At 70.6% G+C, this 21,778-nt stretch carries 18 protein-coding genes and 1 tRNA gene; 9 read left to right on the plus strand and 10 right to left on the minus strand.

What is annotated here, in order from left to right:
- Nucleotides 1–112: 112 nt before the first annotated feature.
- Nucleotides 113–1,999: an acyl-CoA synthetase gene (locus tag E3U25_RS11875; protein ID WP_072461920.1), complete on the minus strand. Its 1,887-nt coding sequence runs from the start codon at nucleotides 1,997–1,999 to the stop codon at nucleotides 113–115.
- Between the two features lie 139 nt (nucleotides 2,000–2,138).
- Nucleotides 2,139–2,663 (minus strand): peptidoglycan-binding protein LysM, encoded by a 525-nt coding sequence (gene lysM, locus E3U25_RS11880; RefSeq protein ID WP_116222574.1) that lies wholly within the window; start codon nucleotides 2,661–2,663, stop codon nucleotides 2,139–2,141.
- Nucleotides 2,664–2,798: 135 nt separating this feature from the next.
- Here lysM and E3U25_RS11885 point away from each other — a divergent pair, with 135 nt between their 5' ends.
- Complete coding sequence (locus E3U25_RS11885) at nucleotides 2,799–3,338, plus strand: CAP domain-containing protein (protein ID WP_243784454.1); 540 nt, start codon at nucleotides 2,799–2,801, stop codon at nucleotides 3,336–3,338.
- A 138-nt stretch (nucleotides 3,339–3,476) separates the two neighbouring features.
- Here the strand turns inward: E3U25_RS11885 and E3U25_RS11890 are convergent, their stop codons facing one another.
- From E3U25_RS11890 to tsaD, 5 genes are read right to left on the minus strand one after another with little or no spacing between them, the layout of a single operon-like run.
- Entirely contained in the window at nucleotides 3,477–5,279 is a 1,803-nt protein-coding gene (locus E3U25_RS11890) for an ABC transporter transmembrane domain-containing protein (protein WP_116222575.1), read from the minus strand.
- A gap of 41 nt (nucleotides 5,280–5,320) precedes the next feature.
- Nucleotides 5,321–5,746, minus strand: a complete 426-nt coding sequence (locus tag E3U25_RS11895) for an EVE domain-containing protein (protein ID WP_036756762.1) — start codon at nucleotides 5,744–5,746, stop codon at nucleotides 5,321–5,323.
- On the minus strand, nucleotides 5,746–6,018 hold the full coding sequence (locus E3U25_RS11900) for a YciI family protein (RefSeq protein WP_166435578.1): 273 nt from the start codon (nucleotides 6,016–6,018) through the stop codon (nucleotides 5,746–5,748). Before E3U25_RS11900 ends, E3U25_RS11895 begins: the two co-directional genes overlap by 1 nt.
- Nucleotides 6,018–6,962: an NAD(P)H-dependent glycerol-3-phosphate dehydrogenase gene (locus E3U25_RS11905; protein WP_116222576.1), complete on the minus strand. Its 945-nt coding sequence runs from the start codon at nucleotides 6,960–6,962 to the stop codon at nucleotides 6,018–6,020. The genes E3U25_RS11900 and E3U25_RS11905 overlap by 1 nt, the downstream gene beginning before the upstream one ends.
- Entirely contained in the window at nucleotides 6,959–8,029 is a 1,071-nt protein-coding gene (gene tsaD / locus E3U25_RS11910; RefSeq protein ID WP_116222577.1) for a tRNA (adenosine(37)-N6)-threonylcarbamoyltransferase complex transferase subunit TsaD, read from the minus strand. The genes E3U25_RS11905 and tsaD overlap by 4 nt, the downstream gene beginning before the upstream one ends.
- A 64-nt stretch (nucleotides 8,030–8,093) precedes the next feature.
- Between tsaD and E3U25_RS11915 the strand changes: the two genes are divergently transcribed.
- From E3U25_RS11915 to E3U25_RS11940, 6 genes are all read left to right on the plus strand, one after another.
- The gene (locus tag E3U25_RS11915) at nucleotides 8,094–8,768 is read left to right on the plus strand and encodes a uroporphyrinogen-III synthase (RefSeq protein ID WP_036756754.1); all 675 of its coding nucleotides are present in this window, start codon (nucleotides 8,094–8,096) and stop codon (nucleotides 8,766–8,768) included.
- Nucleotides 8,769–8,896: 128 nt separating this feature from the next.
- Complete coding sequence (locus E3U25_RS11920) at nucleotides 8,897–10,363, plus strand: hypothetical protein (RefSeq protein ID WP_166435579.1); 1,467 nt, start codon at nucleotides 8,897–8,899, stop codon at nucleotides 10,361–10,363.
- A 10-nt stretch (nucleotides 10,364–10,373) separates the two neighbouring features.
- Nucleotides 10,374–12,116 carry a heme biosynthesis protein HemY gene (locus tag E3U25_RS11925; RefSeq protein WP_036756746.1) on the plus strand — a complete coding sequence of 581 codons (1,743 nt, stop codon included), beginning with the start codon at nucleotides 10,374–10,376 and terminating at the stop codon, nucleotides 12,114–12,116.
- A 52-nt stretch (nucleotides 12,117–12,168) separates the two neighbouring features.
- Nucleotides 12,169–12,244: transfer RNA gene (locus tag E3U25_RS11930), tRNA-Thr, on the plus strand.
- 178 nt (nucleotides 12,245–12,422) lie between these two features.
- On the plus strand, nucleotides 12,423–13,937 hold the full coding sequence (locus E3U25_RS11935) for a hypothetical protein (RefSeq protein ID WP_244295281.1): 1,515 nt from the start codon (nucleotides 12,423–12,425) through the stop codon (nucleotides 13,935–13,937).
- A gap of 193 nt (nucleotides 13,938–14,130) precedes the next feature.
- Nucleotides 14,131–15,441 (plus strand): MFS transporter, encoded by a 1,311-nt coding sequence (locus E3U25_RS11940; protein ID WP_116222580.1) that lies wholly within the window; start codon nucleotides 14,131–14,133, stop codon nucleotides 15,439–15,441.
- On the opposite strand, the gene E3U25_RS11945 is transcribed toward E3U25_RS11940, so the two are convergent.
- Nucleotides 15,438–16,829, minus strand: a complete 1,392-nt coding sequence (locus E3U25_RS11945) for a coniferyl aldehyde dehydrogenase (protein ID WP_116222581.1) — start codon at nucleotides 16,827–16,829, stop codon at nucleotides 15,438–15,440. The genes E3U25_RS11940 and E3U25_RS11945 overlap by 4 nt on opposite strands.
- 204 nt (nucleotides 16,830–17,033) lie before the next feature.
- On the opposite strand from E3U25_RS11945, the gene E3U25_RS11950 reads away from it, so the two are divergent.
- Nucleotides 17,034–17,639, plus strand: coding sequence for a DUF6778 family protein (locus tag E3U25_RS11950; protein WP_116222582.1), 606 nt, complete (start codon nucleotides 17,034–17,036; stop codon nucleotides 17,637–17,639).
- A 71-nt stretch (nucleotides 17,640–17,710) separates the two neighbouring features.
- Entirely contained in the window at nucleotides 17,711–18,811 is a 1,101-nt protein-coding gene (zapE, locus tag E3U25_RS11955) for a cell division protein ZapE (RefSeq protein WP_116222583.1), read from the plus strand.
- Here the strand turns inward: zapE and pdxR are convergent, their stop codons facing one another.
- On the minus strand, nucleotides 18,812–20,299 hold the full coding sequence (pdxR, locus tag E3U25_RS11960; protein WP_116222584.1) for a MocR-like pyridoxine biosynthesis transcription factor PdxR: 1,488 nt from the start codon (nucleotides 20,297–20,299) through the stop codon (nucleotides 18,812–18,814).
- 62 nt (nucleotides 20,300–20,361) lie between these two features.
- Nucleotides 20,362–21,741 carry a hypotaurine--pyruvate aminotransferase Tpa gene (gene tpa / locus E3U25_RS11965; protein WP_116222845.1) on the minus strand — a complete coding sequence of 460 codons (1,380 nt, stop codon included), beginning with the start codon at nucleotides 21,739–21,741 and terminating at the stop codon, nucleotides 20,362–20,364.
- Nucleotides 21,742–21,778 lie beyond the last annotated feature (37 nt).

Raw genomic sequence — 21,778 nt, forward strand, 5'->3', positions numbered from 1 at the left:
CAGGCGAACACTCCCAATCTTGGCCTTGTTTGGCAACACCTCCTTGACGATGCAAGCTAAACCGGCCTGCGACGGCATTCCGCCGAAGGCCGGTTGAAAGAGCCGGCGGGCCCTATTCCCATTCCCAGGGCAGGGCGTATTGGCCAAGCAGCTGGGCGACGGCGTCGCGGTCGACCTCGCCCCTGGGCCGGATGCGGGCGACCAGGCCGCGCTTGCGGTCGTCGACCACCTCGGCCACCTCGGCGGCCAGCCCGGCCTCGGCCAGAGCGGCGTCATAGACGCGGCGGATCGCCAGCTTGCGCAGGTCGGGCTTGAAGATCTTGCCCACCGCGGTCTTGGGCAGTTCGGGCAGGATCCCGATATGCTTGGGCACCGCGGCGCGTTCGTGGATATGGGCGCGGGCATGGTCCATCAGCTCGTCCAGCGAGACCTCGGCGCCGGCGATCAGCTCGACATAGGCGCAGGGCAGCTCGCCCGCAAAGGAGTCGGGCTGGCCGATGGCGGCGGCGGCGGCGACCTTGGGATGGGACAGCAGCGCGTCCTCGATCTCGGCGGGGTCGATGTTGTGGCCGCCGCGGATGATCAGATCCTTGGCGCGCCCGGTGATCCACAGATAGCCGTCGCCGTCCATCCGGCCCAGGTCGCCGGTGCGCAGGAAGCGGCTTTCGGCGAAAAGGTCGTGGTTCTTGTCGGCCTCGGTATAGGTCGAGCCCTCGAAGACGCCGGGATTGGCCACGCAGATCTCGCCGATCTCGTCGATGGCGCATTCGTGGAAGCCGCCGTTGCGGCGCTGCAGGATGCGCACATGGGTATAGGGCAGGGGGATGCCGACCGAGCCGACCTTCTTGAGCCCGTCCATCGGGTTGCAGGAGACGAGGCAGGTCGCCTCGGTCAGCCCGTAGCCCTCGGCGATCTCGACCCCGGTCGCGGCCTTGAAGCGGTTGTAAAGCTCGATCGGCAGAGGCGCCGAGCCCGAGATCGCGGTCTTGAGCGACGAGACATCGGCATCGACCGGCCGCTGCATCAGCGCGGCGATGGCGGTGGGCACGGTGATCAGGAAGGTCGCCTGCCAGCGTTCGATCAGCTTCCAGAAATTGTCGAACACCCCCTCGCCGCGATAGCCGGCCGGCGTCGGCATGATGAGCTGCGCGCCCGAGATCAGGCAGGACATCAGCACCGGATAGGCCGCGAAGACGTGAAACATCGGCAAGGGGCACATCAGCACGTCGGTTTCGCTGAACAGCAGCGTGCCGCCCAGCCAGCCGTTGTAGATCATGCCCGATTGCTTGTGCTGGGCGACCTTGGGCATGCCGGTGGTGCCGCCGGTGTGGAAGAAGGCGGCGACGCGGTCCTCGGCCGGTTCGTCGAAGGTCAGGCGGTTGTGCTTGCAGGCGCTGGCGGCGGCCTCGAAATCCATGACCTTGGCATGGTGGCGGGCAGGCACCTTGGGCCGCATCAGCGGCACCAGCATGCGCTTGAGCCCGGTCAGGTAGCCGCGCAGGTCGACCTCCAGCACGGTTTGCACGTTCGGGGCCTGCGCCACCGCCTCGGCCGCCTTCTGCGCGACCTCGGACTTGGGGAAGCTCTTCAGCGTCACCAGCACCTTGGCGCCGGTCTCGCGCAGGATGGCGGCGATGTGGTCGGGCTCCAGAAGCGGGTTGATCGGGTTCACGATGCCCGCCGTCGCGCCCGCCAGCAGCACGATCGGCGCCTCGATGCAATTGGGCAGCAGGTAGGCCACCACGTCCCCCGGCCCGACGCCGAGGCTGCGAAACAGGTTCGCGGTCTCGGTCACGCGCTCGTGCAGCTCGGTCCAGGTCAGGGTGCGGGCCGGCGCCTTGGGGTCCGAGAACAGCTGGAAGCTGATCGCCGGGCGCTGGGGATGGCGGTCGCGGGTCTGGGTCAGCGCCTCATAGACGGTGCGCGGCACCTGACGCTGCGCATAGGGCATCTCCGCCTCGACCGCATCGCGGTCTGCGACGCTCGCGAACCTGGCCATTCCTTACCTCCCGTTCTCCCTTTCGGGGTCGTGCCCCGCCGACAGGCAGAATGGTCCAACAATCAGCATGCTGGCAAGCATTCCGCCACGCCACGCCGGGGCCAAAACGCAGCGTCGCGCCCTGGGTTCAGCCCTGGGCTCAGCCCTGGGGGATGCGCAGGGTCTGGCCGGGATAGATCTTGTCGGGATGGCTGAGCATGGGCTTGTTGGCTTCGAAGATCTCGGGGTAGCGGCTGGCCTTGCCCAGGTATTGCTGCGCGATGGCCGAAAGCGTCTCGCCCTTCCTGACGGTATGGAACAGGGGCTGCGCCGCCGCTGCTGCGGGGGCTTCGGTGCCGGCACCCTCGGCCAGCTCGACATGGGCGATGCCCTTGATGTTGCCGACCGCCAGGATCAGCTTTTCCAGGGTTTCCTGGTCGCGCGCCTTGCCCGAGATGACCACGGTGTCGCCGCGCAGCGTCAGATGCACGTCTTTGCCGGTCAGGCCCAGGGCGGACAGCTCGGCCTTGAGCGCGGCCACCTTGCGGTCGGTGTCGCTTTGCGGGGCTTGGGCGGCGGTAGGGGCGGGGGCAGCGGCGGGGGCCTGGGCGGGTGCTTCCTGCGCCTCGGCCTCGGATCCGAAAAGCGATTTGCCGGCGTCCTTCACGAAATCCCAGATAGCCATGATCTCTCCTTTCAGGCGGTGTCTGGGGCGGCAACGATTCGCCGAAAGCGGCGGTTCCAGACAAATTTCAGCAATCGGAGGTTGAGGAATACCCGCCCGATCCCTAATTTTCGCAGGTCTTAGGGGATAGAGAAGTTGAACAAATCCTGCAAATCACTGATCCTGGCGTCTTTTCTTGGCTTGGCGGCGCTGCCCGCCCTGGCCGAGGACGGGGTGCGAATCTCGACGAAGTCCGTCGCGGGGGATGCGGCCCGTCCGGGAACCGTCACCTGCTTCCAGACCTCGATGCGCGAAAATGAGGCAGCGGTCCGCGCCACCAATGCCACGCGCCAGGCGCGCGGCCTGGCGCCGCTGCGATCGAACCGCGACCTGGCCGAGGCCGCGGCGCGCCATGCCTGCGACATGGCCAAGCGCGGGGTGATGTCGCATCAGGGCAGCAAGACCAAGGGGCCGATGCAGCGCCTGAAGAAGGAAGGCTACCGCCCCAGCATCGCGGCCGAGAACATCGCCGCCGGTCCCTGGGGACAGGACCGCGTGCTGGTGGAATGGGCGCGTTCCAGCGGGCACCTGGCCAATATCCTGATCCCGCAGACCCGCCATTACGGCATCGGCAAGGCGCTGGGGGCGGATGGCAAGACCGTCTTCTGGGCGGCGGTCTATAGCGCGCCGCGCTGAGCACCGGCACGCTGAGGCCCTTCGCGGCGTCCTGCGTCCCCGAGGCACCTGCCGGGGCGGGGTCGCGTCGTCCGTTGCCTGTTCAGGGCGGCCCGCAGTCGGGGCCGGGCCGCGATTCCTGCTCGCGCCCGCCGCCCGTCAGGCGACGCCTTCCGCCGCTTCCATGGCGCCTTCGGTGAATTGCAGCCGCGCCAGCCGGGCGTAGAGGCCGCCCTGCGCCACCAGTTCCTCGTGCCGGCCCTGGGCCACGATGCGGCCATGGTCGAAGACGACGATGCGGTCGGCCTTCTTCACCGTGGCCAGCCGGTGCGCGATGATGATCGTGGTGCGGGTGCGCGCCAGTTCGTCCACCGCATGCTGCACCAGCCGCTCGGATTCGGCGTCCAGCGCCGAGGTCGCCTCGTCCAGAAGCAGGATCGGCGCGTCGCGCAGGATGGCGCGGGCGATGGCGATGCGCTGCTTCTGCCCGCCCGACAGCATCACGCCGCGCTCGCCGACGAAACTGTCATAGCCTTCCGGCAGCAGGTTCAGGAACTCGTCGGCATGGGCGGCGCGGGCGGCGGCCTCGACCTCGGCATCCGAGGCATCGGGCCGGCCGAAGCGGATGTTCTCGCGCGCGGTGGCGGCAAAGATCACCGGATCCTGCGGCACCAGCGCGATGGCCTGGCGGAAATCGCCCCGCGCCATGTCGCGCAGGTCGATGCCGTCGATGCGCACCGCCCCGGAATCGGGATCCCAGAAGCGCAGCAGCAGCTGGATCACCGTAGTCTTGCCGGCGCCCGAAGGCCCGACCAGCGCCACCGTCTCGCCGGGGCGGATGTCCAGCGTGACCCCCTCCAGCGCCGAGCGGTCGGGGCGCGAGGGATAGTGGAAGGTCACGTCGTCAAGCCGGATCGCCCCCCTGACCGGCCGGGGCAGGGCCAGGGGCTGGGGCGGATCGGCCAGCATGTCCTGCGCGGACAGCAGTTCCGTCAGCCGCTCGGTCGCGCCGGCGGCGCGCTGCAATTCGCCCCAGATCTCGGACAGTGCGCCCACGGCGCCGGCGACCAGCACGGCGTAGATGACGAACTGCACGAGCTCGCCCACGGTCATGATCTCCAGCCGCACGTCGCGGGCGCCGATCCACAGCACCCCCAGCACGCCCGAGAAGATCAGGAAGATGACGATCACCGTCATCACCGTCCGCGTCCTGACCCGGTTCAGCGCCGAATCGAAGGACCGCTCGGTCACGTCGTCGAAGCGCGCCCGCGTCGGCCCCTCTTGCGTGAAGGCCTGCACGGTCTGCGCCGAAAGCAGGCTTTCCGAGGCCGCGCCCGAGGACAGCGCGATCCAGTCCTGGTTCTCGCGCGACAGCTTGCGCAGCCGCCGGCCCAGCACGACGATGGGCACCACGACCAGCGGCACCAGCAGCAGCACCAGCCCCGACAGCTTGGCCGAGGTCCAGACCAGCATCACCATGCCGCCGACCAGGATCAGGAAATTGCGCAGCGCGATCGAGACGGAAGAGCCGATCACCGACTGGATGAGCGTGGTGTCGGTGGTGATGCGGCTGATGATCTCGCCGGTCAGCACGCGCTCGTAGAAGGCCGGGCTCATGGCGATGACGCGGCTGAACACGGCCTTGCGGATGTCGGCCACCACCCGCTCGCCCAGCCGGGTGACGAGGTAGTAGCGCATCCCCGTCCCCAGCGCGAGCAGCGCCACGATGGCCAGCGCCGCGCCGAAATACTGGTCCAGCAGATGCGCGCCGGCGTCGAACCCGTCCACCACCCGACGCACCGCCAACGGCAGGACCAGGCTGATCGCCGCCGTCACCGCCAGCGCGACCAGCGCCGCGGCCAGCAGCCCGCGATAGGGGCGCAGGAAGGGCCAGAGCGCCCGCAGCGCGCCGATGCGTTTCGTCGTCGGCCGATCCACGATGGGTTTGGGTCCGCGTGCCATATGTCCTCCCTGGGTGGCCGGTTGGCTGCCTGATGGCGCGTTCACAGCGGCTCGCTGCCGCCGGCCAGCTCCAGAATGATCTCCCATTCCGCATCCGAGACCGGCTGCACCGAGAGGCGCGAATTATTGACCAGCACCATGTCCTTCAGCCGCGGCTCGGCCTTGGCCTCGTCCAGCGAGATCGGGCGCTTGATGCGGGCGACGGCGCGGACATCGACGCATTCCCATTTCGGGTCGGCGGCGGTCGTGTCGGGATGCGCCTCGGCCACCACCTCGCAGATGCCGACGATCTCCTTGCCGATGTTCGAGTGATAGAAGAAGCCGCGCTCGCCCTTCTTCATGGCACGCATGTTGTTGCGGGCCTGGTAGTTGCGCACGCCGTCCCATTGCTCGCCCGTCTCGCCCCTGGCGATCAGGTCGTCGAAGCTGAAGACGTCCGGCTCGGATTTGAACAGCCAATGCGCCATCAGCCGATTACCTTCTTCCACTCGATCACCTCGACCGAGGCGAACAGTCCGGCCGCGTTGTAGGGATCCTGCGCCGTCCATTCCTTGACCTCTGTCAAGCCGTCGCCCTCGACCACCAGCAGCGAGCCGCAGGGCTGGCCGTTCTCGATCAGGGGGCCGGCCAGCTTGACGCCGGGCTGCGCGCCCAGGAAGGCCAGGTGGCTTTCGCGGGTGTCGAGACGGGTTTGCAGCTTGCCGGGATGGTCGCGGCAGATGACGGCGAAAAGGGGCATCATTCCTCCTTGAGCGGGCGGTTGAGCAGAAAATCCAGCGCATGTTCCATGGCGATGCTGCCTTGGGCAAGCCCCGCGACCAGATTCGAGATCGGCATCTCGATCCCCAGCCTTTCGGCGAGCCGGGTGACGGCGCGGGCGGTGGCGGCGCCCTCGACCGTGGTGCCGGCGGCGAAGTCGCGCCCCGTCCCCAGCGCCAGCCCATAGCGGAAGTTGCGCGATTGTTCCGAGGTGCAGGTCAGCACCAGGTCGCCCAGGCCCGACAGGCCCGGCAGCGTCTCGGGCCGGGCGCCGAGCGCGGTGGCCAGGCGCAGCATCTCGGCAAAGCCGCGCGTCACGATGCTGGCGCGCGCGCTGTCGCCATAGCCCGCGCCGATGGCGGCGCCGGCGGCGATGGCGATGATGTTCTTCAGCGCCCCGCCCAGCTCCGCCCCGGTGACGTCGGTGGTGCGGTAAAGCCGCAGCGTGGCGGTCGAGAGCCGGCGTTGCAGCGCCTCGGCCGTGCCGGCATCGGCGCAGGCGAGCGTCAGCGCCGTGGGCAGGCCGCGGGCGATGTCGGCGGCAAAGCTGGGGCCGGTCAGCACCGCCACCCGCGCCTGCGGACAGGCGGCGGCGATCAGCGCCGAGGGGCCGGTCAGCGTGGCCAGGTCGATGCCCTTGGCGCAGCTGACCAGGTTGCGGCGGTCGAAGCGTGCGCTATGCTCGGCCAGGAACCCGCCCAGCACCTGCGCCGGCAGGGCCAGCAGCACGGTCTCGGCCGCGATCTCGTCCAGCCGGTCGGTGACGTGCAGCGCCGGCGGCAGGGTCACGCCGGGCAGGCGGGGGTTCTCGCGCGCCTCGGCCCAGCCGATGTCGCGGCCCCACAGCGTGACTGGGCCCTTGCTGGCCAGCGAAACCGCCAGCGCCGTGCCGAAGGCGCCCGCGCCGATGATCGCCACGCTCATGCCTTGGCCCCCCGCTTGCCGGCGCCCAGCATCGGCGCGGCGCCCTGGTCCAGCGGCCAGCGCGGGCGCGCGGCCAGCTCCATCCCGTCGCGCCGGCCGGCCTGGTAGGCCTCGATCCCGGTCCAGGCGATCATCGCGGCATTGTCGGTGCAAAGCCGCAGCGGCGGCGCCAGGAAGGTCGCGCTGGCCTCGGCCGCGACCCGCTGCAAGGCTACGCGCAGGGATTCGTTGGCCGCGACGCCGCCGGCCACCGCCAGCACCGGAGCGGGGGCCAGCGCCAGGGCGCGGCGGGTCTTTTCGGCCAGCACCTCGGCCACCGCCGCCTGGAAGCCGGCGCAAAGATCGGCGCGGTCCTGTTCGTGCAAGCCCCCTTGCGCCGCCACCAGCGCGTCACGCTGGCGCAGCACGGCGGTCTTGAGCCCGGAAAAGCTGAGGTCGCAGCCCGGCCGGTCCAGCAGCGGCCGGGGCAGGGCAAAGCGGCGCGGATCGCCCGCGCGCGCCGCCGCCTCGACCGCGGGACCGCCGGGCTGCGGCAGGCCCAGAAGCTTTGCCACCTTGTCGAAAGCCTCGCCCGGCGCGTCGTCGATGGTGCCGCCGAGCCGGGTGAAATCCGCCGGGCCCTCCACGCGCAGGAACTGGCAATGCCCGCCCGAGACCAGCAGCATCAGATAGGGAAAGGGAATGCCGTCGGTCAGCCGCGGCGTCAGCGCATGGCCGGCCAGGTGGTTGACGCCGACCAGCGGCAGCCCGCTGCCCGCCGCCAGCCCCTTGGCCAGCATGACGCCCGACAGCACGCCGCCGATCAGCCCCGGCCCGGCGGTGACGGCGATCCCGTCCAGGTCGGACAGCCGCAGCCCGGCCTGGGCCAGCGCCTCCTCGACGCAAAGATCCAGCTTCTCGGCATGGGCGCGGGCGGCGATTTCCGGCACCACGCCGCCGAAATCGGCATGCAGCGCCGCCTGGCCGGCCACGACCGAGGCCAGGATGCTGCGGTCGTCGCGCACCACCGCCGCGGCACTGTCGTCGCAGCTGCTTTCGATGCCCAGAAAGGTCAGTCCCATGCTCATCCTTGTTCCCGCGCCGCCAAGGGCCTAGGCAAGGGGGGAGTAGCATCTTGTCAGGCCGATTGCCATGCCGCCGAACCCCGCGCCCATCCTGCTTCTGACCCGGCCCGAGCCGGCCTCGCGGCGATTTGCCGCAGGTCTGGCGCATCTGGGGCTTGAGGTGCTGATCTCGCCCGTGCTGCGCATCCGGCCGGTCGCGCATGATGCCGCGCGGCTGGCGGCGGCGCGGGGGCTGGTCTTCACCTCGGTCAATGCCGTGCCGGCGGCGGGGGCGGGGCGCGGGCGGCCGGCGATCTGCGTCGGCCCGGCCACGGCCGAGGCGGCGCGGGCGGCAGGCTTCGACGTGACCGAGGGTCCCGGCGACGCGGCGCGGATGCTGCCGCTGCTCAAGGGGCTGGGGCAGGGCTGGCTGCATCCGCATGGCGCCCATGTCGCCAAGGAACTGCCGGTGCCGGACATGGTGGTCTATGACCAATTGCCCGAACCGCTGAACGCGGCGGCGCTGGCGGCGCTGGCGGGGGCCAGGCCGGTGATCCTGCCGCTGTTCTCGCCCCGCTCGGCGCGGCTTCTGTCCGGCCAGGCGGCGGGTGCGCGCGCGCCCCTGTGGCTGGCGCCGATCAGCGCCGCGGCGCAGCAGGCCTGGCAGGGCCCGGCCGCGCGCAGCGTGCCGGCGCCCACCCCGGATGCCGAAGGGGTGCTTTGCGCCGTCGAGCGGTTGCTGGCCACGGAACAATCCATATGAGGGCGGGTTGAGGCGCCACGCACCGCCGACTAGACTGCCTGCGGGAGCCAATCATGATTGCGGGCGGAAGGGGCGGATCTTGCCCCGTGGCAGCCGGGCCGCGATGCGAAAGGGAACGGGGAAGAATTGTGAAGAAGCCAGAAACCAATTCCAGCGAGAACAAGGCAAGCCCCGGAAAAGACGGCAAGAAGAAGGCGGTTTCCGGCTCGGTCATCGACAGCCGCCCGGTCAGCGCCGGTGAGGGCGCCCCGGCGGCACGGCCCGAGCCCAAGCCGCAGGTCGAATCAAGGCTGGTCGGTTCCGGCACCGGCCCCGAAGCCGCCGCGCCCAAGCGCGATGCCGGCAAGACGGCGGCCGAATCGAAGCCCGCCCCCTCCCAGCCCGCCGCCGAGGTGAAGCAGGGCGGCGTGCCGCCCGTCGCCAAGCCCGAGGCCGCGCCCGCGCAGCCCCAGCCGGCCAAGGTCGAGACCCGCGTGGTCGAGGTGCGCAAGGCCGGCTTCATGCCGACCTTCCTGGGCGGCGTCGTCGCCGCCGGCCTGGGTGCGGCCGCGGCCTGGTGGGCGATCCCGCATCTGCCGCCGGCCTGGCAGCCGCTGGGCGCCGACCCCGCCCCGACCGAGGCGCAGATCGCCGCCGCCCGCGAGGCTGCCGTCGAGGCGGCGCGCGAAGAGATCCAGACCCAGGCCGAGGCCTTTGCCAACCGCGCCTCGGAGGCGGGTGCGGATGCGGCGCGGCAGGCCCTGGCCGATACCGAGGCGCAGGGCGGCGACGCCGAGGCGTTGCGGGCGCAGCAGGAAAAGCTGGCCGCGCTGGAAAAGGCCGTGGCCGATCTGGCCGCGCGGCCCGTGGTGGCGCCCGTGGTCTCGGGCGAGAACAGCGACGGGCTGCAGCAGGTGCTGAACGAGCTGACCGCGCGGCTGGCGGCGCAGCAAGGCCGCATCGACGCGCTGGCCGCGCGCCCTGACGCGCAGGCGGCGGCCGGGCAGGTCCAGGAACTGGCCGCGCAGGCCGAGGCGCTGCAAGCCCGCATCGCCGCCGCGGCGGACGAGGCCGAAAAGCGCATCGCCGCCGCCCAGGCGCAGGCATCCGCATTGCAGGAGACGGCCGAGGCGGCGAACCGCCGCGCCCAGGCCGCCACCGCCGCCGCCGCGCTGCAAGCCGCGATCGAGACCGGGGGCGCCCGCGACCAGGCGCTGGCCGACCTGCGCGCCGCCGGGGTCGAGCCGCCGGCCGCGCTGACCGGCGAGGTGCCGACGCTGGCCCAACTGCGCAGCGGCTTTCCCGCCGCCGCGCGCGAGGCGCTGGCCGCCGCCCGCCAGGAGGCGCCGCAGGACGGCGCGCTGGGGGCCATCGGGAACTTCCTGCGCGTGCAGACCGGCGCCCGCTCGGTCGAGCCGCGCGAGGGCAGCGATCCCGACGCCATCCTGTCGCGCGCCGATGCCGCGGTGAATGCCGGCGACATCAAGGGCGCGCTGGCCGAAATCGCCGCCCTGCCGCAATCCGGCCAGGCGGCGATGGCCGGCTGGACTGCCGCGGCCCAGGCCTGGGTCGAAGCCAATGCCGCGCTGGCCGCCCTGGCCGCGGGCAGCATGTAAGGGGTGCGCCATGCTGCTTTCGGCACTGAAAATCCTGATCTTCTTCGCCATCGTGCTGGTGCTGACGCTGGGCGCGATGCAGCTTTCGGAAACCGGCCAGGGCCTGAGCATGGTCTATGGCGGCACCGAATACACGCTGGGGCCGGTGCAGCTCGTCATCGCGGCGCTGGTCGTCGTGCTGCTGGGCTGGATCACCGTGCGCCTGCTGGGGCTGCTTTTGGCCTTCATGCGCTTCCTTCTGGGCGACGAGACGGCGATCAACCGCTATTTCGCCCGCTCGCGCGAGCGCAAGGGCTATGACGCGCTGTCCGAGGGCATGCTGGCCGTCGCCTCGGGCGAGGGCAGGCTGGCCCAGGACAAGGCCGCGAAGGCGGCCAAGCTTCTCGACAAGCCGCATGTCACCGACCTTCTGGCCGCGCAGGCCGCCGAGGTCGCGGGCGACCGCCGCAAGGCCGCCGAGGTCTATCGCCGCCTGCTCTCGGACGAGCGGACGCGTTTTGTCGGCATCCGCGGGTTGATGCGGCAGAAACTGGACGAAGGCGACACCGCCACCGCCTTGAAGCTGGCCGAGAAAGCCTATGCGCTGAAGCCCAAGCATACCGAGTTGCAGGACACGCTCCTGCAATTGCAGACCCGCGAGGGCGACTGGAAGGGTGCGCGCGCCGTGCTCAAGGACAAGCGCCAGCAGGGCCAGCTGCCCAAGGACGTGCATGTCCGCCGCGACGCGGTCCTGGCGTTGAAGGAGGCTTCCGAGGTGCTGGCGCATGGCAATTCCATCAGCGCCCGCGAGGCGGCGATTTCCGCCAACCGCGCCAGCCCCGACCTGATCCCGGCCGCCGTTCTGGCCGCGCGCAGCTACATCGCGCAGAACGATCCCCGCAACGCCAGCCGGGTGCTGCAAAAGACCTGGAGCGTGCGCCCGCATCCTTCGGTCGCCGCGACCTATGCCGAGATCGTGCCGGACGAAAAGCCGGCCGCGCGGCTGCGCCGCTTCGAGGATCTGATGCGGCAGAACCCCGAGCACGAGGAAACCCGGCTGCTGCGCGCCGAGCTGCTGCTGGCGGCCGAGGATTTCCCCGGCGCCCGCCGCGCGCTCGGCGATCTGGCCGAGAAGCATCCGACGGTGCGCTCGCTGTCGATCCTGGCCGCCGTCGAGCGGGGCGAGGGCTCGGACGACGCGGTGGTGCGCGGCATCCTGGCGCGGGCGCTGGTCGCCAGCCGCGGCCCGCAATGGGTCTGCGACAAATGCCACAACGTCATGGCGGACTGGTCGCCGACCTGCGACAGCTGCGGCGGCTTCGACACGCTGACCTGGCGCGAGCCGGACACCCCGGCCTGGGGCGCCACCGCTTCGAACGGGGTCGAGATGCTGCCGCTGCTGGTCGGCACCGCGCATGGCGAGGGGGCGACCGGGGTGGCCACGCCGGCCGCGCCCCCTGCCTCCACCTCCGGCACGGTGGGTTCGCAGCCCGAACCGCGCAAGCCGGACGAGGACGCGGGTCCGGTCGAGATCGCCGATGTCTCGCCCGGCATGGTGCCGCGCGAATCGGATTATCGCCGCGTCTCTCCGGCCGTGGCCGGGTCCGAGCCGGCGATGACCGTCACCGACCCCGAGCCGGTGGTGGCCGCGCCCGCAGCACCCCAGCCGGCGCCCCGGCCGGTGCCTGGCGGCGAGGGCGATCTGCTGCCCGTGCGGCCCGATGTCGAGCCGATCGACCGGGAAGAAGTGAAGATTGCGGGGAAAAATCGCTGATCCCCCCTTTTCGCCCGCGCCGGAACCTGCTATCCGGCGCGGCACATGAGAGGCCGGTGTAGCTCAGCTGGTAGAGCACGTCATTCGTAATGATGGGGTCGGGGGTTCGAGTCCCTTCACCGGCACCAGAAACCCCAGAGAAATCGACGCATTGCGCTGATTTCTCTGGGGTTTTTGCGTTTCCGCCCCGCGACCTGCCCGTTTTGCCGGCCTGATCCCCTGACAGCGGCCGTTGCGGCCGGCCTTGGCGCAACGGCTTTTCCCCTCCCCGATAATGCGGCGCCATTCGGATGAGGAGAGGGTGAGATGCCGAACAAAGCCACAGTCAGGGGCGTTCTGATGGATGCGACGCTTGCGCCGATCGCGGCGGGCAAGATCGTCGCGACGCTTCAGGGCTCGGACATATTCGACGGCGGGCTGCGGGTGGTGACGCAGAAGGTCGAGGCGACGACGGATGCGCAGGGCGGCTGGTCGCTGGATCTGATCGTGAACGGCGAGGGCGAGCGGGCGGGCACGACTTGGACCATCGAGGGCTACAACCACTATGTCGCCAAGGTGTTCGAGGCGAAATCGCTGTTCCTGGCCTCGGCGCTGGCGACGACGCTGGGCGAGCTGGAGCGGACCAGCGCGCAGAACCTGCGGGCCGCGCGCGAGGGCAACGTGGCGCGGCTGATCACGGTTTCGGACCATGACCGCTACCTCGCCCTGCCCGAAAGCCAGCGCCGCCCGAACGACCTGCTGGTCCTGGACGGGCGGGACGCGCCGCCGGTGATCCATGGCACCATCGAGGGCAGCCTGTTCCAGGGGGTGCAGCAGATCTATCTGGGCGGCGAGCCGGCGGCCTTGCTGGACGCAAGCGGCGCGGTGCTGATCGGGGCGCAACCCCCCGAGCCCGCGGTGGCCCCGACGATCACCCGCCAGCCCGCGCTGCTGCCCGAAGGGGCCGGGCTGGGCGACAGCATCACCCTGGACCTGGGCGCGGCCGAGGGCGCGCCGCCGCCGGCCGCGGCATGGGATCTGACTCTGGGCGACAGCTCGATTCGCGACCAGGTCGACCCGGACCAGCTGAGCATGGAACTGTCCGAGCCCGGCGAATATGCGCTGGCGGTCAACTGGAGCAATGCCTCGGGCACGGCCGTCGCCGCCCCGGCGCTGCTGACGGTCGCCGAACCGGGGGCGCCGGGCCTGGATTACGCGCGGGCGGCGGGGTATTTCCACGCCGGTTCCGCGTTTTCCGGCACGGCCGATGCCGTCTCGGGGCTGGTGAACGGCGGCAATGGCGGCTGGGATCTGGCGCGGGTCGGCTCGGGGCAGGCCATTGCCATGACGCCCGCGGGCATCCGCTTCGACGGCGGCGGCTTCCTGCAGGCCTCGGGGATCTCGACCAGCGGCATCGGCGGGATGTTCGTCGTCCTGCGCCTGGCGATCGAGCATCACAACTCCGGGGTGGCGCAGCTTTTCGCGACCAATCCCGCCGGCGGCCCCGTCTCGATCACCAGCAACAAGGGCAAGCTGCAGTCCTATTACCACGACGGGGAAACCTCGCGCGTGGTCAATCTCGGGGGGGCGCCCGCCACGCCCGAGGCCTTCGTGGTGGGGATCGAGATCGACAATGCGGCGCAGATGGTGCGTGCCTATACGCGGGGGGGAAGCATCGCGACCTTCAGCGTGCCGGGCATTCCGGGCGTGGAATACGCAACCGTCGCCATCGGCCAGAGGTTGCATGGCACGGTGATGCGCGCGGCGCTGTTCGGCCGCCCGGCGGGCGGCAGCTTTGCCGCCAGCTTCGAGCAGGTGATCGAGGATTTTCTGTCCGCCTGACGGTCCCGCGGCCCCGTCCGCCCCGCCAGAGGTCGCCCCGCCGGGGCGGCCTTTTTTCATGCCCGCTTTTCATGCCTGCGTCGTCCGCCCCGCATCGCCTTGCGCAAAACCGCTTGTCGGCGGGCGTTTTCCTGTGGGACATGGCGGTGATCGCCGCAAGACCGCGGCGCAGGCGTCAAGGCGGAGAAGACCCATGAACCTGACCATCGACGAGGCCCTGACCCAGGGTGGCGCGGGCCGTTTCCAGCAGCGGCTGCTGGGCATCTTCGGCCTGGTCTGGGCGGCGGATGCGATGCAGGTCATCGCCATCGGCTTCACCGCCGCCTCGATCGCGGCCAGCTTCGGGCTGACCGTGCCGCAGGCCCTGCAGACCGGCACGCTGTTCTTCCTGGGCATGTTCGCGGGCGCAACGCTGTTCGGGCGCATCGCCGACCGGATCGGGCGGCGCAACGTGCTGCTCTTGACGGTGGGCTGCGATGCGGTCTTCGGCCTGGCCTCGGTCTTTGCGCCAGACATCTGGTCGCTGATGCTGCTGCGCTTCCTGACCGGCATGGCGGTGGGCGGCACGCTGCCGGTCGATTACGCCATGATGGCCGAGTTCCTGCCGCCCAGGAACCGCGGCCGCTGGCTGGTCTGGCTCGAGGGGTTCTGGGCCATCGGCACCATCGCCATCGCCTTGACCGCCTGGATCGCGCATCTGGCCGGCGCGGCCGAGCCCTGGCGCTGGATCTTTGCCGTCGCCGCGCTGCCGGCGCTGATCGGCATCTGGCTGCGGCTCTGGGTGCCGGAATCGCCGATGTACCTGCTGCGCAAGGGCGACGAGCCGGGCGCGCGGGCGGTCGTGGACCGGGTGCTGACCGCGAACGGCGCCCGCGCGTTGCCGCAGGGCGCCCGGCTGACCGCGCCGCCCGTCACCGCCGAGGCGCGGCTGTTCGGCCCCGAGCTGCGCAACCGCAGCCTGGGCATCTTTGCCGCCTGGTTCCTGGTCTCGCTGTCCTATTACGGCGTCTTCGTCTGGCTGCCGGCGGAGCTGGCCAAGGGCGGTTTCGGCTTCGTGCGCGGCTATGGCTTCCTGGTGCTGATGGCGCTGGCGCAGTTGCCCGGCTATGCGCTGGCGGCGCATGGCGTGGAAAGCTGGGGCAGGAAGCCCACCTTGCAGGTCTTCCTGCTGCTCAGCGCGGCGGGCTGTTTCCTGTTCACCGTCGCAGGCAGCCCCTGGCTGGTCGCCGCCTCGCTGCTGCTGATGAGCTTTGCGCTGCTGGGCACCTGGGGGGCGCTTTACGCCTTCACCCCCGAGCTTTACCCGACCGGCCTGCGCGGCACCGGCATGGGCACGGCCAGCGCGGTGGCACGGGTGGGCGGGCTGCTGGCGCCCTCGCTCATGGGCTATGTCGTGGCGCGCGGCTTCGGCGTCGCCATCGGCGTCTTTGCCGCGCTGCTGCTCCTGGCCGCCATCGGCACGCTGTTCATCCGGGCCGAGACCCGCAACCAGTCCATCGTCTAGAGCCGCAGAATCCAGCGCATCAGCATGCGGAACCGCGCGCCATAGGGCGGCGCCAGCAGCCCGGCGCCGTTCGGCCGCGCCTGCCGGAACACCGGCATCAGGTGCGACAGGCGGTCGAACCCCGCCTTGCCGTGCCAGGCGCCCATGCCGCTGGCGCCGATACCGCCAAAGGGCAGGCCGGGCTGGGCGACGTGCATCAGCGTGTCGTTCACCGTCACCCCGCCCGCTGCGACGGTCCCCAGCAGCAGCGCCAGCGTCTCGTCGTCCTGGGTGAAGGGATAGAAGGCCAGCGGGCGCGGCCGGGCCAGGATGTGGTCCACCGCCTCGCGCAGCCTGTCATAGGGGACCAGCGGCAGGATGGGGCCGAAGATCTCCTGCTCGGCCAGCGGGCCTTGCGCATCGGTCACGATCAGCGGCGGCATCAGCCGGCTGGCGGGATCGGGGGCCGCGTCGCTTAGCGGGTGCAGGGCGGCGCCGGCGGCGCCGGCGTCGCGGGCCTGCGCGATCCAGTCGTCCAGGCGCCGGAACTGCGCGTCGTTGATGATGCGGCTGTAATCGGCATTCCCCTCCAGCCGAGGATAGTGCCGGGCGACCCAGGTGCGGGCCTCGGCGATGAACGGCTCGATCCCGGCGCGCGGCAGCAGCACGTAATCGGGTGCGATGCAGGTCTGGCCGGCGTTCAGCAGCTTGCCGGTCATGATCCGGTCCACCGCATGGGCCAGCGGCGCATCGGGCGCGACGAGGGCCGGGGACTTGCCGCCCAGCTCCAGCGTGACCGGGGTCAGGTTCGCCGCGGCCGCCTGCATCACCTGCCGCCCGACGCGGCCCGAGCCGGTGAACAGCAGATGGTCGAAGGGCAGGGCGGCGAACTCGGCCGCGACCTCGGGCCCGCCGGTCACGACCGCCAGCACATCCGCGTCGAAATGCCGCGCCGCCGCCTCGGCGAAGGCCTCGGCAAAGCCGGGGGCATGTTCGGACAGCTTGAGCATGACCCGGTTGCCGGCCGCCAGCGCATCGGTCAGCGGCCCGATGCTGAGAAACAGCGGATAGTTCCACGGCACCACGATCCCCACCACGCCCAGCGGCCGCGGCTGGACCCATGAGCGCGCGGGCCAGAACCATGGCCCGGTCCGCGCCGGGCGGCGGCGCATCCAGCCGCGGCCGTGGCGCAGCGCGTGGCGGATGCCGGCGCGCGCCGGAAAGACCTCGGCCAGGTCGGTCTCGGCCTGGGGGCGCTGGCCGAAATCGCGGGCGATGGCCTGGCCGAGGCGGCGGCGGTTCTCGTCCAGCATCTGCCGCAGGGTGCGCAGCCTTGCCGCACGCAGGGGCCAGTCGGGACAGGGTTCGGCGCGGGCGGCGGCCTGTATGGAATCGAATCTCTTGCGCATTGGAAAACCAGGACTATCCTTCCATCGGTTTGCGGGATTGTTCCCGCGACCTAAGGGCGGCGCAAGCCGGCCCGTTTGCGAAAGGCGCTTTTCTGATCCATCCGATTTTCCAGGCCACGATCATGCCCAAAGACCCTGGCGCAATTTCAGCGGCCGGCCTGTCGCCGGCCTTCCATTCATTCGATTTTAACGAGGAACCACCCCATGTTGAAACCTGCGCTTCTGGCGCTTGGCCTGGCCCTTGGGCTCTCGGGCTGCGCCAGCACCTGGGAAACCGCCTACGAACAGCTTGATCCGGCGCAGACCGCCGGCTGGCGCCTTGCCGCGGTCGAGGTCGCGGTGCCGGACGAGCTGACCACCTCCGAGGCGAACAGCTACATGCCCAATGCCGACATCGTCTGGCATGGCGAGCCGGCGGGCGACCGGCGCGCCCAGGTGGCCGCCATCCTAGAGGAAGGCATCGAACGGGGTGCCGCCGGGCTGAAGGGCAAGACGGGCGTGCGCATCGTCGCCACCCTCGACCGCTTCCACGCCATCACCCCGGTGGTGCGCCAGCGGTTGCAGAACTCGGGCGTCCACAACATCCACTATACCGTGCAGGTCTTCGACGCCCGCAGCGGGGCCGCGCTGAGCCAGCCGCAACTGGTCAAGGCCGAGTTTCCCGCCCTCGTCGGCCGGGCCGGGGACGAGGCCGATGCCAAGGGCCTGACCCAGCGGGTGCAGATCGTGAACCAGATCGCCGCGGTGACGCAGAACTGGCTGGGCCGCGGCACCGATCCGCGCGGCAGTTTCCAGCGCCGCGGGCGCTGAACCCGACGAAATTCATGGGAATTGCCGGGCCGGCCCTTGCGGGCCGGTCCTTTCTTTGGCAGGGGGCGGATATGGCAAGCGTATCCGAACTCTACGAGGCCCGCGTGGCGGCGGGGCGGCTGGAACCCGACGCGGCGCAGCGCGGCGTCCTGCCGGTGCTGGACCGGCTGGTGCGGGAATTGGCCGCAGCCCCGGCGCCCGCGCCGCAGAAGAACGGCTGGCTCGCGCGGTTGCGGGGCGCGGCCCCTGCGCCTGCGCCGGCGGTGCGGGGCCTTTACCTGTGGGGCGGCGTCGGCCGCGGCAAGTCGATGCTGATGGACCTGGTGATGGAGGCGGCGCCGGTCGCCGCCAAGCGCCGGGTGCATTTCCACGAATTCATGCAAGAGATCCAGGGCGCGCTGGAGGGCGTGCGCAAGACCGGCCAGCAGGACGCCGTCCGCCCGGTCGCCAAGGCGGTGGCGCAGCAGGCGCGGCTGCTGTGTTTCGACGAGATGCAGATCACCGACATCGCCGATGCGATGATCGTCGGCCGGCTGTTCCAGGTGCTGTTCGAAGAGGGCGTGACCGTCGTCACCACCTCGAACCGGGTGCCCGAGGATCTTTACAAGAACGGCCTCAACCGCCAGCTTTTCCTGCCCTTCATCGCGCTGATCCGCGAGCGGCTGGAAGTGGTCGAGCTGGCCAGCGCCACCGATCACCGCCAGAATCGCGACGAGGGCGGGCAGGTCTGGTTCATCCCCGCCGATGCGGCGGCGCGGGCGCAGATGGATGCGCTGTGGCAGGCCGAAACCGGCGGCGCGGCGGCCGCGCCCCTGCTGCTCGAGATCAAGGGCCGCAAGGTCGAGATCCCGCGGCATGTCGGCCGCATCGGCCGCGCGGGCTTCTGGGATATTTGCGGCAAGCCCCTGGGCCCGGCCGATTACCTGGCCATGGCCGAGGCGCTGGACCTGCTCTTCATCGACGCCATCCCCCGCCTTGGCCAATCGAACTACAACGAGGCCAAGCGCTTCGTCACCCTGATCGACGCGCTTTACGAGGCCAGGGTCCGGCTGATCGCCAGCGCCGCCGACGAGCCCGAACAGCTTTACGCCGAGGGCGAGGGCGCCTTCGAGTTCGAGCGCACCGCCAGCCGGCTGCGCGAGATGCGCGACGCCGATTGGGGCCGGGGCTAGCTAACTCTCGGGCGGCGGCGCTCCCCGGTCCTGCTCTTGCAGGGCCTCGGCGATGCGGCGGATGCCTTCGGGAATGCGCTCGGCCGAGATCGAGGAATAGGCGAGGCGAAAGAAGCCCCGCCCCCGCGCCGGCTGGGCAAAGAAGGCCGCGCCGCCCTCGATCAGCACGCCGCGCGCCTTGAGCCGGAGTGCAAGCGCCGAGGAATCCACCCCCTCGGGCGTCGCCAGCCAGAAGCTGGAGCCCCCGGTCGCCTCGGGCGAGGCGAGCCGCAGCCCCTCGCGCGCGATGGCGGCCAGCATCACCTCGCGCCGCCGGGCATAGGCGCGGCGCATGCGGTTCGCCTGCGCGTCGTAATGGCCCAGCGACAGGAAATGCGCCAGCGTGCGCTGCATATGGCCCGGCGGGTGGCGCAGCACCATGCCGCGCAGGGCGCGGGCCTCGGCGATGACGCGCGGATCGGCCACGACATAGCCCAGCCGCACGCCGGGAAACACCGATTTCGAGAAGGAGCCGATATAGATCACCGCCCCCGCCCGGTCGATGGCCTTGAGCGCGGGCGAGGGCGCGCCGGCAAAGGACATCTCGAATTCGTAGTCGTCCTCGACCACGGCGAAGCCTTGCGCCTGGGCGCGGGCCAGCAGTTCCTTGCGCCGGGCCAGCGGCATGGTGGAATTGGTCGGGCACTGGTGGCTGGCAGTGGTGAAGACCGCCGCGACGCCGGGCGGGATGGCATCGGGGAGCAGGCCGCGCGCATCGACGGGAACCGGCAGGATGCGTGCGCGGCTGGCCAGCAGGATTTCGCGCTGGCCGGGATAGGAGGGGTCTTCCACGGCGCAGGAGGCGCCGGGGCGCAGCAGCACCTGCGCCACCAGCCACAGCGCGTTCTGCGCCCCCATGGTCAGCAGGATCTCGTCGCGCCCGGCGCTGATGCCGCGGCGGGGCAGGATCTGGCGGGCGATATGGTCGACCAGTTCCGGGTCGTCGGCGTCGTAGAGATCGCCGGTCAGGCTGTCGAACTCGCGCCGGCCAAGCGCGCGCATGGCGCAGTCGCGCCAGGCGGCGTGGTCGACCAGCGCCGGATCGGCCTGGCCATAGACGAAGGGATAGGCAAAGCGGCGCCAGTCGCGTTCGCGATCCGTGCGTTGGGCGCGGGCAAAGCGGCCCTCGATCTGGCTGTCCCAGTCGAAGCGCGGCGTCGCCGGGGCGGGAGCCTCGGCCTCCAGCCGCCGCTCGATGCTGTCCGAGATGTAATGGCCCGAGCGGTCGCGGCTGGCCAGGTAGTCGGTCGAGACCAGCTCGGCGAAAGCCTGCGCCACCGTCACCCGCGCCACGCCCAGGTGCCGGGCCAGCGCGCGGGTCGAGGGCAGCTTCTCGCCCGCGCGAAAGCGGCCGGCCGTCACCGCGGCGATGATCTGGCGCCGCAGCTGGACCTGAAGCGGCAGGCCGGCGGCGTGGTCCAGGAAGAAGGCGTCGGGGGGAATCGGCATGGGGTGATCCGCGGCGGCTGGCGGGGTCCATCACTCCCCCGAATGCCGCCGCGGATCAAGGGTCAGGCAAAGACCCTGGTCAGCGCGTTGTCGATGGCATCGGTGATGCGGTCGATGTCGTCCGCCGTGGCGATCAGCGCCGGCGACAGGCAAAGCGTGTTGTTGAAGCCCGGCAGCGAGCGGTTGGTGGCGCCGATGATGACGCCCTGCGCCAGGCAGTCGGCGACCACGGCCTGCACCTTCTTCTCGTCCATCGGCTCCTTGCTGGCGCGGTCGGCGACCAGTTCGGCGCCGCAGAACAAGCCCTTGCCGCGCACGTCGCCGATGACCGCGTGCTTCTCCATCAGCGCGCGCAGGTTCGCCAGCGTGCGCTCGCCCATGGCGACGGTATTCGCCAGCAGCCCCTCGTCCTCGATGATGCGCATGTTCTCGATCGCCGCCACCGGCCCCGAGGTGCAGCCGCCGAAGGTCGAGATGTCGCGGAAGAAGCTCATGCCGTCCTCGGGCGCGTCCTTGAACATGTCGAAGACGCGCTCGGTGGTGACGGTGCAGGAGATCGCCGCATAGCCCGAGGCGACGCCCTTGGCCATGGTCACGAAATCCGGCTCGATGCCGTATTGCTGATAGCCGAACCAGGTGCCGGTGCGGCCAAGCCCGCAGACCACCTCGTCGATATGCAGCAGGATGTCGTATTTGCGGCAGATCTCCTGCACGCGCTGCCAATAGCCCTCGGGCGGGGTGATGACGCCGCCGCCGGCCGTCACCGGCTCCAGCACGATGGCGCCGACGGTATCGGGGCCCTCGCGCAGGATCACCTCCTCGATGGCGTCGGCGGCGCGCTCGCCATAGTTCTCCACGTCCCATTGCTTGCGGTATTCCAGGCAATGCGGCACGCGCACGAAGCCGTCGGGGAAGGGACCATAGGCCGCGGCGCGCTGGTCCTGGCCCGAGGTCGCGAGCGTGGCGATGGTGGTGCCGTGATAATCGCGGTCGCGATACAGGATCTTCCACTTCTTGCCGCCGTGATGGCGCGCGGCGATCTGGCGCACCATCTTGTAGACCTTCTCGTTCGCTTCCGAGCCCGAGTTCGAGTAATAGACCCGGCTCATGCCCGGCATCTTCTCGATCAGCTTCTGGGCGAAGATCGCGCCCGGCACGGTGCCGGCGGCGCCGGCGTAATAGTTCAGCTTGACCAGCTGGTCGCGGATCGCATCGGCGATGCTTTCGCGGCCGTAGCCCACGTTCACGGTCCAGACCCCGCCCGAAACCGCATCGAGGAACTCGCGCCCGGTGGCATCCCAGAGCCGCATCCCCTTGCCCTCGACGAAGACGCGCGGGTCGATGGTCTCATATTGCTTGTGCTGGCTCAGGTGGTGCCAGACATGGGCGCGGTCGGCCGCGACCACATGGGACATGTCGTTGGGGTTCAGATCGAGCGTCATGGCCGGACTCCTGCGGGCAAAGGGCGTTTCCTCCTGA

The sequence above is a fragment of the Paracoccus versutus genome, from assembly GCF_029909795.1.
Taxonomy (GTDB): domain Bacteria; phylum Pseudomonadota; class Alphaproteobacteria; order Rhodobacterales; family Rhodobacteraceae; genus Paracoccus; species Paracoccus versutus.

Excerpts from the sequence above, each read along its gene's own strand:
- zapE (WP_116222583.1), top strand. The coding sequence starts at position 17,711 with ATGGCAAGCGTATCCGAACTCTACGAGGCCCGCGTGGCGGCGGGGCGG.
- pdxR (WP_116222584.1), bottom strand. The coding sequence starts at position 20,299 with ATGCCGATTCCCCCCGACGCCTTCTTCCTGGACCACGCCGCCGGCCTG.
- E3U25_RS11900 (WP_166435578.1), bottom strand. The coding sequence starts at position 6,018 with ATGCCCCTTTTCGCCGTCATCTGCCGCGACCATCCCGGCAAGCTGCAA.
- E3U25_RS11875 (WP_072461920.1), bottom strand. The coding sequence starts at position 1,999 with ATGGCCAGGTTCGCGAGCGTCGCAGACCGCGATGCGGTCGAGGCGGAG.
- E3U25_RS11895 (WP_036756762.1), bottom strand. The coding sequence starts at position 5,746 with ATGGCGCATTGGCTGTTCAAATCCGAGCCGGACGTCTTCAGCTTCGAC.
- E3U25_RS11890 (WP_116222575.1), bottom strand. The coding sequence starts at position 5,279 with ATGGCACGCGGACCCAAACCCATCGTGGATCGGCCGACGACGAAACGC.
- E3U25_RS11950 (WP_116222582.1), top strand. The coding sequence starts at position 17,034 with ATGTTGAAACCTGCGCTTCTGGCGCTTGGCCTGGCCCTTGGGCTCTCG.
- E3U25_RS11925 (WP_036756746.1), top strand. The coding sequence starts at position 10,374 with ATGCTGCTTTCGGCACTGAAAATCCTGATCTTCTTCGCCATCGTGCTG.
- E3U25_RS11935 (WP_244295281.1), top strand. The coding sequence starts at position 12,423 with ATGCCGAACAAAGCCACAGTCAGGGGCGTTCTGATGGATGCGACGCTT.
- E3U25_RS11905 (WP_116222576.1), bottom strand. The coding sequence starts at position 6,962 with ATGAGCGTGGCGATCATCGGCGCGGGCGCCTTCGGCACGGCGCTGGCG.
- tsaD (WP_116222577.1), bottom strand. The coding sequence starts at position 8,029 with ATGAGCATGGGACTGACCTTTCTGGGCATCGAAAGCAGCTGCGACGAC.
- E3U25_RS11945 (WP_116222581.1), bottom strand. The coding sequence starts at position 16,829 with ATGCGCAAGAGATTCGATTCCATACAGGCCGCCGCCCGCGCCGAACCC.
- lysM (WP_116222574.1), bottom strand. The coding sequence starts at position 2,663 with ATGGCTATCTGGGATTTCGTGAAGGACGCCGGCAAATCGCTTTTCGGA.
- E3U25_RS11940 (WP_116222580.1), top strand. The coding sequence starts at position 14,131 with ATGAACCTGACCATCGACGAGGCCCTGACCCAGGGTGGCGCGGGCCGT.
- tpa (WP_116222845.1), bottom strand. The coding sequence starts at position 21,741 with ATGACGCTCGATCTGAACCCCAACGACATGTCCCATGTGGTCGCGGCC.
- E3U25_RS11915 (WP_036756754.1), top strand. The coding sequence starts at position 8,094 with ATGCCGCCGAACCCCGCGCCCATCCTGCTTCTGACCCGGCCCGAGCCG.